This is a genomic window from Actinopolymorpha cephalotaxi, assembly GCF_013408535.1.
In the GTDB taxonomy this organism is placed as follows: Bacteria; Actinomycetota; Actinomycetes; order Propionibacteriales; family Actinopolymorphaceae; genus Actinopolymorpha; species Actinopolymorpha cephalotaxi.
On record NZ_JACBZA010000001.1, the window covers coordinates 4,482,444 to 4,497,953 of the forward strand.

The following is a 15,510-nucleotide window of genomic DNA, read 5'->3' on the forward strand; positions in this document are numbered from 1 at the left end:
ATGAGTACGGTGGCCGTGTCCGTGACAGGTTCCGGAAGGAAATCGAGGCCGACTCATGACCGCCGAGCGCGTGATCACGAGGCTCCCCCGCAAGGTCGTGGTCGGCACGACGATCTTCGGCGGCGGCCGGGGATACCCCGGACTGGCCGAGCGGGCGCGGGAGCTCAGCGCGCTCGTGGACCGGATGGCCGTCCGGGCGAAGGAGTCCTGGGACGGACACGGACTTGATCTCGCCGTCCTTCCCGAGGCCGTGCTCACCCCGGACGCCGAGCTTCCCGCGGATCGTTCCATCGGGATGGACGACGAGGTGCTCGACGTCCTCCGTGAGACCGCCCGGCGGCACCGCACGTACCTGATCGTTCCCCTTGACCTGCGCGAGCCTGAGCCCTCACCCGCGGCTCCGGCGTACTCCAACGCCGCTGTGCTGCTGGACCGGCAGGGCGAGGTGGCGGGCACCTATCGGAAGATGCATCCGGTCGGCGTCCGTCCCGCAGAGACCCTCGAGGGCGGTGTGGAACCGGGCCGGGAGGTCCCGGTGTTCGAATGTGACTTCGGCCGGCTCGGGATCCAGATCTGCTGGGATGTGGTCTACGACGACGGCTGGGCGGAGCTTGCCCGCCACGGCGCCGAGATCGTCGCCTGGCCGAGCGCGTCTCCGGCGACCGTCCTCACCGCCGCGCACGCCGCCCGGCATCGCTACCACATCGTGTCGAGTACGCCGCGCGACAACGCCACCATTTACGAACCCACGGGGATGGTGGCGAGCCGGATCACCGAGGCCGACTCCGTTCTGGTTCATCAGGTCGACCTCAGCCACGTCCTGCTCGGCTGGTCGCCCGCGCTGCGAGAGGGTGCGGCGCTGCGGGAGACCTATGGCGATCGGGTGGGCTTCCACTACAGCACCCGCGAGGACATCGGCCTGTTCTGGTCGAACGATCCCGACGTCAGCATCGACGAGATGATCGGGTCGTTCGACCTGGAGCCGATCGACGCGCAGATCGCGCGCAACCTCGCCCAACGTTCCCGCGCGCACCCCGCGTAGAGATTGACCCGCCGCACCTGCCGAACCTGCGGGACCTGCCCTTCGTCATGCGCGATCCAGTGGGATCGTTGCCAGCACCCCTCGCTGGTGAGTGTCCTCACCGGGCTCGAGGTCGACCAGCGACACCGAGCCCACGACCACGACCTCGCCGCGTTGCAGCCGGCGCTGGGGTGTGATCGTGACGTGCGGCCGGTAGCCGGAACCGACGTACTCGGCCTTTTCGAAGCACGCGCCGGCTTCGGTCAGGACGCCGAGAAGCCTGCTGTGCAACGCCAGGAGCCCCGGCGTCGGCGCCAGGACGCTGACAGGAATGTCCTTGTGCGGGCCGAACAGCTCTTCGCCCTCGGCGGGTGCGGCAAGGACCGTGACTCCGCTCAGAGCGCCTTCGATGGCCGCCGTCAATGCGGACATGGATTGCTCGATCGAGAAGTTGAGCACAAGTGTCACGTGAGGAGGCCAGTTCGATCCCAGGAACTCGTCACCATCAGGACGAGCGTTCAGGAAGCTGGCGAGGGTATACCGATGCGGCATGGTCGGATGCTAGTCGCTGCCCGCACATCAGACCGGCCCGTTACGGTGTCTCCCCATGGGACGCGTACTCGTCACCGGCATGTCCGGCGCCGGCAAGTCCACGCTCCTCGAGGAACTGAGGCGCCGTGGCGTGCCGACTGTCGACACCGACTACGACGGTTGGGTCCTTCCCGACGGCACCTGGGACGAGTCGCGGATCGGCGGGCTGCTCGCCGCGCACCAGGACCTGGTTGTCTCCGGCACTGTCGCCAACCAGGGGCGCTTCTACGACCGGTTCGATCACGTCGTGTTGCTCACCGCACCGCTCGACGTGCTGCTCGATCGGGTAAGGCGACGTTCGAACAACCCGTACGGCAGGACGGTCCAGCAGCAGGAGGAGATCCGGCAGTACGTCGAGGAGGTCGAACCGCTCCTCCGCAACAGCGCGACCCTCGAACTGGACGGTCGGCTCCCGGTGACGCAGCTCGCCGACACTCTGGAACCGCTCGTTTCACAGGCACCGCCTACGGACGCTCCGTCAACCTCCTCCTGACAGTGCCTGTCGCCCCGGCGAGGTGATCGGCCGCGTGGACCGCGGCAGTTCGGCGTACGTCAAAGGGGTCTGCTCAGATCGGCGGCCATCAGTTGGAGGCGGTCCAGGAGCCCGGGCAGCCGCTCCGGCGCGTGCCGCACGTGGAAGCGCACGATGTCGAACGACGTCGCCGCCACGCAGTACGCGAGTACTCCCGGCCCGGCGACCGCCTCACCGGCGCGCCGGACTCGTCGTACGGCTTCGGGTTCCGCGTCCATCGCGTACGCCTCACGCAGCAACCAGGCGTAGTCGATCACCCGGGTTCCACTGCCGAACGCGTCGATGTCGATGACCCCGCTGACCCTGCCGTCGCGCAGCAGCACGTTGCAGGAGTTGAGATCGCCGTGCACCAGGTCGCCTGCCGGGAGGCGCACCGGCCCGCACTCCGCGAGGACCCGATCGAACGCGGCGAGGACATCGTTCCCCGGCGGTCCGAACCCACGCAGAAGTGCCCGGCTGTCCTCGCGGCGCTCACCGCCGAGAACGGAGCCGACGTAGACGTTCCAGTCGTTGCCCGGATCCGGGTCCAGGCCGGCGTGGAGTTCGATCACCTCGATCAGCAGCGCGACCTTGTCCGCCGTCAGCGGCGACGACGGTTCACCCTCGACGAATTCCTGAACGTGGTAACGGATCCCGGCCTCGGTGACGCCGGCGGCGATCCAGCGCGGCGTGGGATAGCCTGCCGCGTTCATCCGATTGACTGCCTCGAGTAACGTCCACGGCCTTCGCGAGCCCGGCTTGTCCTCCTGCAACTTCAGGATCGCCGGTCGCCCCTCGGGGTCCGCCAGCAGCCACGCCCCGCCTTGCATCCCGCCCGCACACCGGCCGCGCAGGTGGTATCGCAGGCCATGCGTACGGTTGATCTCGGGCAGTACGGGTTCCGCGGCGACAGACACAGCCCACACCCTAGGTTGCACACGCCCGGGACCGCCACGCCATATCGGTGCCGGGCTGCGAAGACGCGTACCGCTCGCCGACACCGCGGACAACTGAGGCGGGCGGGCAGCGGTCGCCCTCCTACCGTCCCGAGTGATACGTCCCGGTGACGTGACCGCGGCGAGCCGAGGAACCCCGGGTGACGGGGACGTTCCTGGCCCGGCCCGGCATCCAGATCGCCAGGGTGGCGACGACTCCCAGAGCTCCCGCCGTCATGAGGATCCATCCGATCAGAGTGACGTCGACTCCGGCGAGCCTGTAGTCGACCGCGAAGGCGAGGATCGCGCCCACAGTAGCGAGAAGAAGGCTGACACCGATACCCATCGAAAACCCCTTGCGTGCATAGCTTTACTGACCTTGACGGTCCCCCCGTGGCCGAGCACGCTCCGCAGCCAGGACTCCCCGGCCTCCTCGGCACCTGGACACAATAGGACAAGCCGTTCTTGGAACGCGAACACTTGTCCACAGCCCCGTCTCCGTCGCCCGGCTTGACCCCGACCAGGGTTGACGTCCGAGCATCGCGTCATGACGTTCACCCAGACCGAACTCCGCTATCTCCTCGACCAACCACTGGGACGACTGGCAACGCTCGGACCCGGCGGCCCACAGATCACACCGGTCGCCTTCTGGGTCGACACCTCGACCCATCGCATCGAGATCAGCGGCCCGAACTTCGGCACGAGTCGGAAGGTCCGTAACATCCACGCCGATCCACGGGTCTCGTTCGTCGTCGACGACATGGCGGCTGAACCCGTCGGTCCAGGCGGGCAGACGGGCCGCGGGCTGGAGATCCGGGCGCGCGCGGAGATCGTGTCGGCCGGTCGTCCTCTGCGCGAAGGGTTCGGCAACGTTCTCGTCCGGCTCCATCCGCGCAGGATCCTGGCGTGGAACCTCGACGGGCCCGGCCCCCACTTCCGGGACGTCTGACGGCCGCCTCCACAGCCGGTCGACAGAGCTCGTTCACCGACGGAGCGAACCATCCGCATGGCCGGGATGGCCAACTTCCCCGCGGTTTCCTTGACGGCTCCGGCCCACCTATTACGGTCCTAGCCGAAACCACCTCGCCTTGGAGGAGCCATGCCCGCCCGGCATACCTGGACCCGCGTGCTCGTGACCGCCGCCGCCGTCTGCACGCTCGCCGCACCACTGGCCGCGGTCCCGGCAGCCGCCGACGGCGCGCTGGACAACCCGCTGCCGTCCACCTACGTTTCGCCCGCGGCGCCCGGCGGCCGGCTCGACGACCTCGGGTCGCCGATGAGTTCGCTCACCGTGGTCGAGGGTGCCTTCGGGCACCTCCCGGACGGCCGGCTGGTCGCGTACGCCGCTCCGATGGGCGAGAACGCACAGCTGAACGTCTCCACCACCACCTTCCCCGAGCCGACCACCCAACTCGGCCGGCACCCGATGCCCGGCGCCTCCGGTGACGCGACGATCGCGGTCGCTCCGGACGGCAAGGTCTACGTCGGCACCTTCTACGAGGGGCGCCTGTTCCAGTGGGATCCCGCCACCGGCGCGATGACGAACCTCGGCCGGGCGACGTCGGAGGCGACCTATCTGTACGGCCTGTCGGTCGCGGACGACGGGACGGTCTACGGCGGCTCCTACCCCGACGCGCACGCGTGGTCCTTCAAGCCAGGCAACGGTTTCGCCGACCTCGGCCGCGTCACCGACGACCAGGACGTGAAGTACGCACGGTCCACTACGTACGACCCGGTCCACAACGCGCTCTACGTCGGCACCGCACCGGTCGGCAAGGTCTTCCGGCTCGACCTCGCGACCGGGCAGACCAGCGAGATCCCGCTTGCCCCCAACGCGAAACCAGCTTCTGCCGTCGCCGACCTGGACTACGCCGACGGCCAGATTCTGGTGAACCTCGACGGAATGCTGCGTGCCATCGACACGAACACCAACACCGAGGTGCCGGTCGTGGACGGGGACACCGGCCAGGTGACCACCTCGTACCCGATGTCGGCGCGTGGGGTCTCCCCCGTCAGGCAAGGCGGGGTTTACACGAGCTCCGTCTACAACGGCGCGGTGCACGTCGTCCGCTACGACCTGGCCACCCACACCGTCAAACGGACCGGGATCACCTCACGGCGCGGAGCCCTCGTCGGCTACGGCTGGAACTCCGAGAACGGCCACGACGTGCTCTACGCGTTCGCGGGCAACTACTCCGGTGGCGGTTTCCGCTACGACATCGACTCCGGCGAGTCCGGCTCGCTGCAGTACCAGATCACCGCGTCACCGTCGCCTCTGCAGCACGTCCTGCCCAACCACGATGGTTCCAAAGTGTTCGTGGACGCGTTCCTCAACGGCAACACCAGTGTGTACGACGTGGCCACCGGGACCTCCGCACCGATCGCCCGCGTCGGTCAGGTCGAGGACTGGACGTTGCACGACGGGACGGTGTTCGCCGGCACCTACCCCAACGGTTCACTCGTCGGCCTCCCCGAGGACACCGGCACACCCCTGACGACCTACACGAGACTGCAGGACACCGACAGCCAGATCAGGCCGATCGAGGCGAAGGAACACGACGGGAAGATCTGGTTCGGGACCGAGCCGGACTACGGCCTGCGCGGAGGGGCGATCGCCGTCCTCGACCCCGCGACGAAGGCCGTGGACGTCACCCGCAACGTCGTACCCGACCACACGATCGCGTCGCTGGCGTTCCTCGACGATTCCGTCTACGCGGGAACGTCCACGCAGGGCGGCACCGGCACCGTACCCGCTCCTGGTGACGCCAGGCTCGTCCGCTGGGATCCCGCGACGAAGGCGGTGGTCCGCTCCGTCTCCCCCGTCGCCGGTGCCGGGTCGGTGAACGCGCTGACCGTCCACAACGGGCACCTGTACGGGCTGGCGGACGGCACGCTGTTCGAGGCGAACCCCGGGACCCTCGCGGTGACCAGATCCCTTCACCTGAACGTGAGTGGCGGCTTCGGCGCGAGTGGTGGCGAGCTGGTGTTCCACCCCAACGGCTACCTCTACGTGAGTGCGGGCAGCTCGATGGTGGTCGTCGACCCGCTGGCGTTCGTCCAGAAGACATCGGTCACAGCTGCCCAGCTCCGCCTGGAACTCTCCCCGGACCAGACGATGTGGACGCTCCTGCGACCCGACGGCTTCACGAACTTCCTTCACCTCGGCCGCTACACCCCGACGGCGACGAGGTGTCCCACGCCGGACACCCGCGGGTACGTGACGCTGAACGGCTCGACCACCACGGTGCGGAACCGCTTCCTGGAAACGGGATGCACCCTGCAGGACCTCCTCCTGCGGCGAACCGGCAGGGACGCGGACGTCCCGACGGTCAAGCCCTGGTTGGACCGTCTCATCGCGACCGGGCAACTCGGCACGACCGAGCGCGACCTGCTGTGGGCCGCGGTCAGGAACGACGGCCGCTGACCCCCGCGCGACCGCCAGTCCTCGCCGGACTCAGTCGGCCGACGGGCCGACCCCCTCGATGTGGCCGCCGCGGAACGCGTCCACGAAGAGGGCGTGGTCGGCGCGGGCACGGGCGCCGTACTCCAGGCCGAACCTCACGATGTCGTCGACGAACTCCTCCGCCCGGTCACCGACGGCCGCCACGATCGCGTCCTCGGTCTGGCCCTCCACCAACGGAATGTCGCCCGCATCGACGTCGGCGACGCAGTGCACCTTGGCTGTCGCCCGGCCGAGGTGCACGAGGACCTCCTTGACCTCGTGCGGTTCGACGAGGGAGTCCCAGTCCAGGTCGCGCTCGTACGGCGAGACCTCCTGCACGACGAAGCCCGTCCCGTCGATCGCGGTCCAGCCCAGCCACGGATCCGACTGTGCCTGCAGAGCTCGCTGCGACACCGCCGTACGGTGTCCGTGGTGCTGGAAGTGCTCGCGTGCACGGGCGTCGTGGACCACTCTGCTCGGGGCGGCGACGTTGCCCTGCTTCATCGTGAGGACCACGTCGTTCTCCAGCGCCTGGGAGCTTCCCTCCACCAGGAGGTTGTACGCCGGAAGCCCGGCGCTGCCGATCCCGAAGCCGGTCTTCCCGACGGCGTCCTTGAGCTCGTAGCTGATGCTCCCGAACCTCTTCGAACCCGGGATCGTCTCCCGATAGGCCGCGTAGGCCTCCTCGACCTTCGTGCGTTCCTCGGTGTCGAGAGTCCGTACGCCGGGACCCTTCCGGAAGCGCCGGTCGTAGTCCTCGACCACCGTGATGTCGTCGAGCAGTTCGATGCGGGTGGCGAGCTGCGCGTCCAGAAGCGCTGCCCGGATGGCGCCCTCCGCGGTGTCCAGCCGGATGGACCACTCGTGGTCACGGTCGGAGCGCACGAAGTAGTCCACCTGGTCGAGGTAGGCCCGCAGGTAGCCGCGGATGCCTTCCTCGATGTCGGCGTCGGACAGCGCCTTGGTCCAGCCGAGGACGGCGATGCTCGCGGCGAGCCTGCGCAGATCCCAGGTGAAGGGACCGATGTAGGCTTCGTCGAAGTCGTTGACGTCGAAGACCAGGCTTCCGCGCCCGTCCATGTAGGTGCCGAAGTTCTCCGCGTGCAGGTCACCCTGGATCCACACCCGCCCGGCCTCGCCGGTGGCCCACGGGTCGTCCTGTTCGGCGACGTCGGCGTAGAAGAGGCAGGCCGTCCCGCGATAGAACGCGAACGGGTCGGACGCCATCCGCCGGAAGCGTCTGCGGAACGCCTCCGGATCGGCCTCCATCAGGTCGGAGAAGGCGGTGTTCAGAACGTCGACGATGTGGGCGGTGCGGCGGTCTTCTGAGCCTGGGGACATGGCCGGTCAACCTACCCGCAAAGGCCGCGCCGCGCAGAACTGCTCTGGTCGGCTCCCGGCTGGTCGGTAGGAGCAGGGGCCTGGTCTTTGCATGACACGCAACGTAGCTTGCGCGATACGAAAGATGGCGAAGGCCGTGCGGTGCGGGCGACGAGCACGCTGTACGGATACCTCGAGACGCTCGGCACCGGCGGCGGCGAACAATCCGGTTGACGGGCCCGGACCGCCGCGGCAGGCTGGCCGGGACCTCGACCTGGTCCGAAAGCCCCGCGCCGTACACCGCGCGGGCTCCGTCGGCCGGTCGCCAGTGACGGAGTGGCAGCGGAAGGGGGTGGGCGCGTTGAGCCTGCCGATCATGCCCGCGCCACCGCCCCGACCGGTTCGCTGACCGCGCGGACGCACGACGGTGGCCCACGACTCCCGCGGAGCCCACCTTGTCCGACCGGTCGATCTCGACTCCCCCGCACACTCCCGAGCCTGCCGCCATCCCTCGCGTTCGTCGCGCGTTCCTCGACGACCTCGGCGTACGACCCGACCCGTTCCAGCTTCAGGCAATGGACGGCCTGGACGCCGGCCGGTCCGTTCTCGTGATGGCGCCGACCGGTGCGGGCAAGACGTTCGTCGCCGACTACGCGGTGGCGCGCAGTCTCGACGCCGGCACCACCGCCGTCTACACCACCCCGCTGAAGGCCCTCAGCAACCAGAAGTACCGCGACCTGTCCGCCCGCCTCGGCCCTGAACGCGTCGGGCTGATCACCGGGGACCGGACGGTCAACCCCGGTGCGCCTGTGCTCGTGGTCACCACCGAGGTGCTGCGGGCCATGCTGTACGAGGTACGCGGGGGCCGTCCCGGGCCGGGGGCGGCGGCACTGGACCGGCTCGGCGCCGTCGTACTCGACGAGTTCCACTACCTCCAGGACACCGATCGCGGCGCGGTCTGGGAGGAGGTGGTGATCAACACCCCGGCCGACGTGGCGCTGGTGTGCCTGTCCGCGACCATCCCGGACGTGGAACTCGTGCACGACTGGCTGACCCGGGTCCACGGCCCCACCGAACTCGTCGTCGCGGACCAGCGTCCGGTGCGGCTCAACCATCTTTACGCCGTCGACAACCTGCGCCGGACCGCGCCGATGCTGCTGCCGATCTTCGTCGACGGGCAGCTCAACACGACCGCCGAACTCCTCGACGGCGCGCGGCGGGACACCCGGGGCGAGGGGCTGCGTGTCCGCGACCGGGACCGTCCCGTACCACCCACTCGGCACGACCTGATCGCCCACCTGCGGGCGAACAACCTGCTGCCGGCGATCTGGTTCGTGCTGTCAAGGGCAGGTTGCGACGAGGCCGTCGCTGACTGCCTGGCAGGGGATCTCCAGCTCACCACGGAAGCCGAGCGGGTACGCATCCGGAGCCTCGTCAGCCAGGCGCTCGCGCCCCTGTCCGGTGGGGAACTCCGCGCGATCGACGCCGCCGGCTGGCAGAACGCGCTGGAGGCCGGTGTCGCGGCCCACCACGGCGGCCTGGCACCGGTGCAGCGCGACGTCGTCGAGGCGGCGTTCGGCGAGGGGCTTGTCAAGGTCGCCTTTGCAACGGAGACCCTCGCCCTGGGCGTGAACCTCCCGGCCCGCACAGTGGTGATCGACCGCGTCGTGCGGGCGAGTGGCGAGGTGCTCGACGCGGGCGAGTTCGCCCAGCTCGCCGGCCGGGCAGGGAGGCGCGGCATCGACGAGGTGGGGCACGTGGTGGTGCCGTGGTCGCCGTACGTCCCGTTCCAGCGGGTGGGAGCGCTCGCCGGTGGTCACCTCGCGGCGATCCGGTCGGCGTTCCGGGTGACGCCCGCGATGGCGCTGAACCTCGTGCGTACGGGCACCTTGGACGAGGCGCGGGCCACGGTGGAGTCGTCGCTGCGGCACCGCTGCGCCCTCGACCAGGCGGCGATCCTCGACGGCGATCTCGACGTACGTCAATCCGAGCTTGCCGAGGTCGTCGAAGACCTCGCGGAGTTCGCCGAGCTTCCCGAGAACGGCGATCCCGATCCGGTCGCCGATCCTCACGGCGCGACCGAGCGCACCGATTCCGGCCGGGATCTCGCCGGACTTCGACCCGGGGATGTCGTCGTCGACACCGGACGTCCGGAGTACGGTCCGGCGGTCGTGCTGGCCGTCGGCACCAAACGCGGGACCGTCTGCGTGGAGGCGATCCACAGCACGGGACGGCGTCTCCAGCTCACGCCGTCGACCCTGCGCGGCGGCCCTGCCGTCCTCCACCACCTCGACCTGCCGGACTGGGAGCCCACCCAGCGCGGACACGCGAAACGGGCAGTGGACGCACTGGCTCTCCTCGACCTCCCGCTCGACGACCTCCGGCCGGCCACCACCCACGGACCGCGCCCCAAGCCGAAACAGGAACAGACCCGGCGACGCCTTGCCGTACGACGTGACCAGCTGACCGCCACCGTCGACGACCTGCAGACCTCGCTCATGGCGGCGAGAACCGGTGTCCGCACCGAGCTCGACCAGGTGCTCGCCCTGCTTCGCCGTCGCCGCCACCTTGTCAACCTGACCTTGACACCGTCCGGCCAGGCGATCCGCCGGCTGTTCCACCCGTCCGGACTGCTGCTCGGCGAGTGTCTGGTGGCCGGTCTGCTGGACGACCTCGACCCCGCCTCGCTCGCCTCCGCCGCGTCGTGGTTCACCGCCCGCACTCGTCTCGGCGGCCCGGCGTCGACCGGCCTCGCATCGGCGGAGCTGACCCGGCGGTGGGAGACCGTCCGGGCCCTCACCCGGGACGTCCAGGCCGATGAGGTCGCCGAGGGACTGACCCCGACGCCGCATCCCGAACCCGCGCTCGGCGTGCCGGTTCATCGATGGGCATCCGGTTCACCGCTGGACGTCGCGGTCGGCGGCACCGGTGTACTGGTCGGCGATGTCGTCCGCGAGATCCGCCAGGTGGCCGAACTCCTCGACCAGCTGACCACCGTGCCCGGCGGCCACCAGCGGGCCGCGGCGCAGGCGGTTGTCGCGTTACGTCGTGGCGCGATCGTCGCCGACGATGCTCAAGCCGTGAAGGAGAACTGAGTGTTCGTTCGGTTCTCCGTACTCCTGCGGCTTCTGCCCTTCCTCGCCGGTCAGCGGTCCAGGCTCGCGCTCTACCTCACCTTGTTGCTGACGTCGGCTCTGCTGGCGGTGGTGGTCCCGCTGACCTTCCAGCGCGTCGTCGACGACGGGCTGGCGGCGGGTGCCACCGGGGTCGCGTTGGCGTGGACCGGGGTCGCGCTGGCACTCGGCCTGGTGGCGGCCGGGGCCGGCGCGGTCGCGAACGCCAGCGGGGCCGAAGTCGGTGGCAGGATCGTCGAGGCTCTGCGGGTGAAGCTGTTCGAGCAGATCATCGCCCAGCCGTACGCCTTCCATGCACAGTCCAAGGCCGGCGCCGTGGTCTCCCGGTTGACGCGCAGCCCCAGAGCCGCCCAGAACCTCATCCAGGCGATCTTCGGCACCCTCGTCGGCCAGGGAGTGCTGTTGGTGCTGGCCTTGGGCGCACTGGCCAGGCTCAGCCTGGCCGCGACCCTCGTGGTGCTCGCCGTGGCGCCGATGTTCCTGCTCCCCTTCCGGATGTTCAACCGGCGCCTGTTCGCGGCGGGCCACGAGGGCACTGTCGCTGCCGGCGAGGCCGAACACTTCCTCACCGAACGCCTCAATGTGGAAGGCGCGGTGAGCCGTCACCTGCTCCACTCCCACCCGGCCGAGTCCGCGGCCTACGTCGCCCTGGCGGCCAGGATCCGGGCGGCCATGGTCGCCCGCAACGCCGGCTTCTACGGCGCGCAGTTCTTCACCTCGGCGCTGGCCGCGCTCGGGGTGGCCGGTGCCTACGCCGCCGGTGCCCTGCAGGGCGCGACGGTCGGGCAGATCGTCGCCATGGCCGCCCTGGTGAAGCTGGTCTATGACCCGCTCGTGCAGTTCGGCATCCAGGGGCTGAGCCTGAGTGACGGCATCATCGAACTGGAACGGATGTTCGCGGTACTGGACCTGCCGGTGCCCCGCCGGGCGGGCGAGCAGACGTTGGACGCACCGGCGAGGCGGATGACGTTCGGGCAGGTGTGGTTCCGGCATCCGGCACCCGGAACGGCGACCCTGCCCGATCTCGCCGCGGAGTCCGCGGCCGCGCGCGAGCAGGACTGGGCGGTGGCCGGCCTCTCGTTCTCCCTGGTGCCCGGCGGCACGACGGCGCTCGTCGGTGCCAGCGGCGCCGGGAAGTCCACCACGGCGCTGCTCGCCGTCGGTGTTCACCAGCCGAGCCGCGGCCGGATCCGGATCAACGACGTCGACCTCGCCGACCTGTCCCCTGCTGCGCGGCACCGGGCGGTCGGCATGGTGACCCAGGACGTGTTCGTCCTGCACGCCAGTCTGCGCGCCAACCTCACCGTGGCGCGGCCGGAGGCGACCGACGAGCAGATCACCGAGGCTCTGCGCCGCGCCCAGCTCGCCGCCCTGATCGACACCCTGCCGCAGGGACTCGACACCACGGTCGGGGACCGCGGCTTCCGGCTGTCCGGCGGGGAACGCCAGCGGCTCAGTCTCGCCCGGCTGTTCCTGGCCGATCCCGACATCGTCATCCTGGACGAAGCCACCGCCCACCTGGACACGCTGACAGAGGCCGCTCTCCACGAGGCGATGACGCATCATCTGGCCGGTCGCACCATGCTGGTCATCGCCCACCGGACGAGCACCATCGAGAACGCCGACCAGACCGTCCGGCTCGACCGCGGCCGCGTCGCCGGGATCGAGTCCGCCGTCGCCGGGTCGTAGTCGCGGTCGCAAAGACCTGGCTTCAGAACGGCGGAAGGTCGTCGTCGGCCGACCTCGCTGCCGTGGCGGCCACCGGTTCGTCGACGACCGGGTCGGTGAGGGAGGGTGCTCGGCTGAGGTAGTGCCGGCTGAAGGGGTCGGTGAGGATGTGCTCACCGGGACCGGTCTGCTGGAGCTTCCAGTCCCGCTCGGTTTTCGCCTTGTGGTGGCGAGGACACAGCGGCGCGATGTTGTCCACGGAGGTTTCCCCGCCGTCTTGATGTTCGGTGTTGTGGTCGAGGTGACAGGTCGCGGCGGGGCGTCTGCAGGTGGTCCACACGCACCGCTGGTCGCGAGCATGGACCAGCTCTGCCTGCAGTCCGCGCAGGAACCTCGCCGGTATCGGATGCAGGTGGAGCAGCCGCCCGGTGACCGGATGCGTGACCCCGACACTGAACCTGGCTTCGGGGTTGGTGAGGTTGTTCGCCACGACGCGTTCGGCGACCTCGGTGATGACCGGTCCGAACCCGCCCAGCTCACCTGGCCGGGTCGAGAGTCCCATGAGCGTGGTCAACGGGATGTTCAGCTGGATCTTGGCGCGCGTTCGTATAGGCCCCCAGCTCGGCTGCGAGGACGACCAGGGCGGCCGCGGTGGTGTCGGATCGTCCACAAGCGGGTCGGTCGGCTCGTCGGGCCGGCGGTTCTGCTGCGGGATCTGCCCCGCAGCAGGATGACCGGCGGCCGGAGCGGCACCGTCGGCGGTAGTCGTCTCCTCGGTGGCTGCTTCCTTTCCGGCTTCATGTGCGGCGGTGTCGTGGACGGTCGAGCAGTTGCAGGGGGTGTAGTGCGCCGTGACGTTCGCAGTCCCGGCCGGAGCGCAGTCCCCGCAGTCACAGTGGGCTTCGTGCTGGTCGTGGTCGGGGAACCTGTGAATGGCACACGAACCCTGCTCGCCACGCTCCCCTGAGGCGTCACCCTCCGCGTTGCACGGCTCAGTATCCCGCGGCATCTCGTCCGGCTCGGCCTCGTCCTGTCCGGCCTCGTCTTGCGCCTGGCCTTGATCGGCGTGATTGTCGGTGTCTATGGGGGCGGAGCAGTCGACGATGTCGGCCATGCCGGTCAGCAGGGACGCGGCGACGTCCGCACGCAGCTGGCTGAGCTTGCGCGGGTCGCCGCTGGACTTCACCGCGCGGGCGATGGCGTCGATGTAGCCGTACGCCTCAGCAGCCTGATCGGCCGACAGACCACGCACGGCCAGGTCGGCGACACCATCGACAGCCGGCCAGATCGCGACGTTCCGCCCGGTCCGCGCCTCCCGGTGGCGCTTCGCCGCGGCGTCGGGGTCGGCCTTGAGGACCTCCGCCTCCACCTTCGCGCGCAACAACCCACCCCGCAGTTGGAGCACCTTCGGAAACAGGGCGGCCTCGATCGCATCCCACAGGCCGGGCTTGGCGTCGGCGACCCGGTCCACGATGACGCGGACCTCGTCGAACTCCAGAAGTCCGCCGGCCAACGCGTCACGCACCCGCGGCAGCCTAGGCAGCACGGTCGCTATTGCCACGTACTGGGAGGCGCGGTAGGCGGTCCACCCCAGCAACGGCTCCAGGAGCACGGGGGTCATCGAGTCCGCGGTGAACCTGCGCCCGGCAGAATCGGTACGCATATCGGGATCGGCGTGGGCGAGTTCGTTCACCCCCGTCAAACAGCGGGACTCCGCCCAGCAGACCAGCCGCCGTGTCCCCTTGACGTACTCCTCCAACTCCCACCCGTCACACGCATCCAGGTCGACCGAGGCGACCGCCGCCGCCAACTCCGGCCCACCCGGCAGATCCTCAAACCCGGCGGGCAGCACCCCGCGAGGACCGGGCTCGCCGCCCAGGTCCTCGCCGAAGCACTCACCGCCGTCGCTCATGCGTTCGAGTCTACCGAACAAGATCGCCTTTGTTCGTAGGAAACCCCTTACCCACAAGAAAGAATCGACGTCAATCGCGTCTTGCGTCTCCAGAAACTGCGCGGCCGGCTGACCGTGTGCGAGTCGTACGGTCGGCGATGAGAGCACTGAACGCTGGCGGGACGTCGGCAGGCGGGGGTACGGTCTGGCCGTGGCCGAGTACGTCGACAAGGACCTGCGCGAAACCCGGTTCGAACGGGTCGACCTGCGGGGAGCGCAGTTTCGCAACAGCGACCTGACCGGAGCGGTGTTCCGAGGTGCGTGGTTGACCGGCGTCGTGATGCGGGGCGTGGAGCTGGTGGATGTCGAGATCCACGGCGAGGTCGGAAACCTCACGATCAACGGTGTCGACGTCGCACCACTGGTCGAGGCCGAGCTGGACCGCCGCCATCCCGACCGGGTGAAGATGCGGCCGGCCGACCCGGATGGTTTCCGCGAGGCCTGGAACATCCTGGAACGTCTGTGGGACGGGACCGTGGTGCGGGCCCGGCGGCTGGACCCGCCACTGTTGCACGAGTCGGTCGGCGGCGAGTGGTCGTTCGTCCAGACGCTGCGGCATCTGGTCTTCGCCACCGACGCGTGGATCCGGCGCGCGATTCTCGGTGACCCTTCTCCGTGGGATCCGCTGGACCTGCCCTGGGACGAGATGCCCGAGACGCCTGGCGTGCCGTGGGACCGTACTGCGCAACCGTCGCTTGACACCGTGCTCGCACTGCGACGGGACCGGATGGCCACCGTACGCGAGGTCGTCGACGGCCTGACCGTGGAGTCACTGGCCGGACACACCAACCCCCTCGAGGGTGCCGGCTGGCCGCCGCCGATCAGTTTTCCCGTGCGCGACGTCCTGTTGTGCGTGCTGAACGAGGAATGGCAGCATCGGCTCTACGCCGAGCGCGACCTGGCCATCCTGGAAACACGTCCCGGTTAGGACACGCCC

The 15,510-nt window shown here is 69.5% G+C and carries 12 protein-coding genes; 7 read left to right on the forward strand and 5 right to left on the reverse strand.

Features of this window, described 5'->3' with window-relative positions:
- Positions 1-55 precede the first annotated feature (55 nt).
- Complete coding sequence (locus tag FHR37_RS19805) at positions 56-1,042, forward strand: carbon-nitrogen hydrolase family protein (RefSeq protein WP_092885310.1); 987 nt, start codon at positions 56-58, stop codon at positions 1,040-1,042.
- Between the two features lie 45 nt (positions 1,043-1,087).
- On the opposite strand, the gene FHR37_RS19810 is transcribed toward FHR37_RS19805, so the two are convergent.
- Positions 1,088-1,573 (reverse strand): 2'-5' RNA ligase family protein, encoded by a 486-nt coding sequence (locus tag FHR37_RS19810; RefSeq protein WP_092885312.1) that lies wholly within the window; start codon positions 1,571-1,573, stop codon positions 1,088-1,090.
- Positions 1,574-1,628: 55 nt separating this feature from the next.
- Here FHR37_RS19810 and FHR37_RS19815 point away from each other — a divergent pair, with 55 nt between their 5' ends.
- Positions 1,629-2,105, forward strand: a complete 477-nt coding sequence (locus tag FHR37_RS19815) for an AAA family ATPase (RefSeq protein ID WP_092885314.1) — start codon at positions 1,629-1,631, stop codon at positions 2,103-2,105.
- Positions 2,106-2,164: 59 nt separating this feature from the next.
- Here FHR37_RS19815 and FHR37_RS19820 read toward each other — a convergent pair whose 3' ends face one another.
- Together FHR37_RS19820 and FHR37_RS19825 are read right to left on the reverse strand one after the other, a co-directional pair.
- The gene (locus FHR37_RS19820; protein ID WP_139239058.1) at positions 2,165-3,040 is read right to left on the reverse strand and encodes a phosphotransferase; all 876 of its coding nucleotides are present in this window, start codon (positions 3,038-3,040) and stop codon (positions 2,165-2,167) included.
- 121 nt (positions 3,041-3,161) lie between these two features.
- A complete protein-coding gene (locus FHR37_RS19825; protein WP_139239059.1) occupies positions 3,162-3,404 on the reverse strand; it encodes a DUF6458 family protein in 243 nt (80 codons plus the stop codon).
- 201 nt (positions 3,405-3,605) lie between these two features.
- Between FHR37_RS19825 and FHR37_RS19830 the strand changes: the two genes are divergently transcribed.
- Positions 3,606-4,007: a PPOX class F420-dependent oxidoreductase gene (locus FHR37_RS19830; protein WP_092885320.1), complete on the forward strand. Its 402-nt coding sequence runs from the start codon at positions 3,606-3,608 to the stop codon at positions 4,005-4,007.
- 150 nt (positions 4,008-4,157) lie between these two features.
- Positions 4,158-6,482 (forward strand): hypothetical protein, encoded by a 2,325-nt coding sequence (locus FHR37_RS19835; protein ID WP_139239060.1) that lies wholly within the window; start codon positions 4,158-4,160, stop codon positions 6,480-6,482.
- Between the two features lie 30 nt (positions 6,483-6,512).
- On the opposite strand, the gene FHR37_RS19840 is transcribed toward FHR37_RS19835, so the two are convergent.
- Complete coding sequence (locus tag FHR37_RS19840) at positions 6,513-7,841, reverse strand: DUF2252 domain-containing protein (RefSeq protein ID WP_092885324.1); 1,329 nt, start codon at positions 7,839-7,841, stop codon at positions 6,513-6,515.
- A gap of 434 nt (positions 7,842-8,275) precedes the next feature.
- On the opposite strand from FHR37_RS19840, the gene FHR37_RS19845 reads away from it, so the two are divergent.
- Both FHR37_RS19845 and FHR37_RS19850 read left to right on the forward strand, forming a co-directional pair.
- The gene (locus FHR37_RS19845; protein WP_139239061.1) at positions 8,276-10,915 is read left to right on the forward strand and encodes a DEAD/DEAH box helicase; all 2,640 of its coding nucleotides are present in this window, start codon (positions 8,276-8,278) and stop codon (positions 10,913-10,915) included.
- Positions 10,916-12,643 carry an ABC transporter ATP-binding protein gene (locus tag FHR37_RS19850; protein WP_092885328.1) on the forward strand — a complete coding sequence of 576 codons (1,728 nt, stop codon included), beginning with the start codon at positions 10,916-10,918 and terminating at the stop codon, positions 12,641-12,643.
- A 22-nt stretch (positions 12,644-12,665) separates the two neighbouring features.
- On the opposite strand, the gene FHR37_RS19855 is transcribed toward FHR37_RS19850, so the two are convergent.
- Positions 12,666-14,534: an HNH endonuclease signature motif containing protein gene (locus FHR37_RS19855; RefSeq protein WP_237768930.1), complete on the reverse strand. Its 1,869-nt coding sequence runs from the start codon at positions 14,532-14,534 to the stop codon at positions 12,666-12,668.
- Between the two features lie 190 nt (positions 14,535-14,724).
- On the opposite strand from FHR37_RS19855, the gene FHR37_RS19860 reads away from it, so the two are divergent.
- On the forward strand, positions 14,725-15,501 hold the full coding sequence (locus tag FHR37_RS19860) for a DinB family protein (RefSeq protein WP_092885330.1): 777 nt from the start codon (positions 14,725-14,727) through the stop codon (positions 15,499-15,501).
- The last annotated feature ends 9 nt before the right edge of the window (positions 15,502-15,510 follow it).

Bases quoted from the DNA above. Each gene is read 5' to 3' on its own strand.
- FHR37_RS19825 (WP_139239059.1), bottom strand. From the start codon at position 3,404: ATGGGTATCGGTGTCAGCCTTCTTCTCGCTACTGTGGGCGCGATCCTC.
- FHR37_RS19840 (WP_092885324.1), bottom strand. From the start codon at position 7,841: ATGTCCCCAGGCTCAGAAGACCGCCGCACCGCCCACATCGTCGACGTT.
- FHR37_RS19810 (WP_092885312.1), bottom strand. From the start codon at position 1,573: ATGCCGCATCGGTATACCCTCGCCAGCTTCCTGAACGCTCGTCCTGAT.
- FHR37_RS19830 (WP_092885320.1), top strand. From the start codon at position 3,606: ATGACGTTCACCCAGACCGAACTCCGCTATCTCCTCGACCAACCACTG.
- FHR37_RS19805 (WP_092885310.1), top strand. From the start codon at position 56: ATGACCGCCGAGCGCGTGATCACGAGGCTCCCCCGCAAGGTCGTGGTC.
- FHR37_RS19815 (WP_092885314.1), top strand. From the start codon at position 1,629: ATGGGACGCGTACTCGTCACCGGCATGTCCGGCGCCGGCAAGTCCACG.
- FHR37_RS19855 (WP_237768930.1), bottom strand. From the start codon at position 14,534: ATGAGCGACGGCGGTGAGTGCTTCGGCGAGGACCTGGGCGGCGAGCCC.
- FHR37_RS19835 (WP_139239060.1), top strand. From the start codon at position 4,158: ATGCCCGCCCGGCATACCTGGACCCGCGTGCTCGTGACCGCCGCCGCC.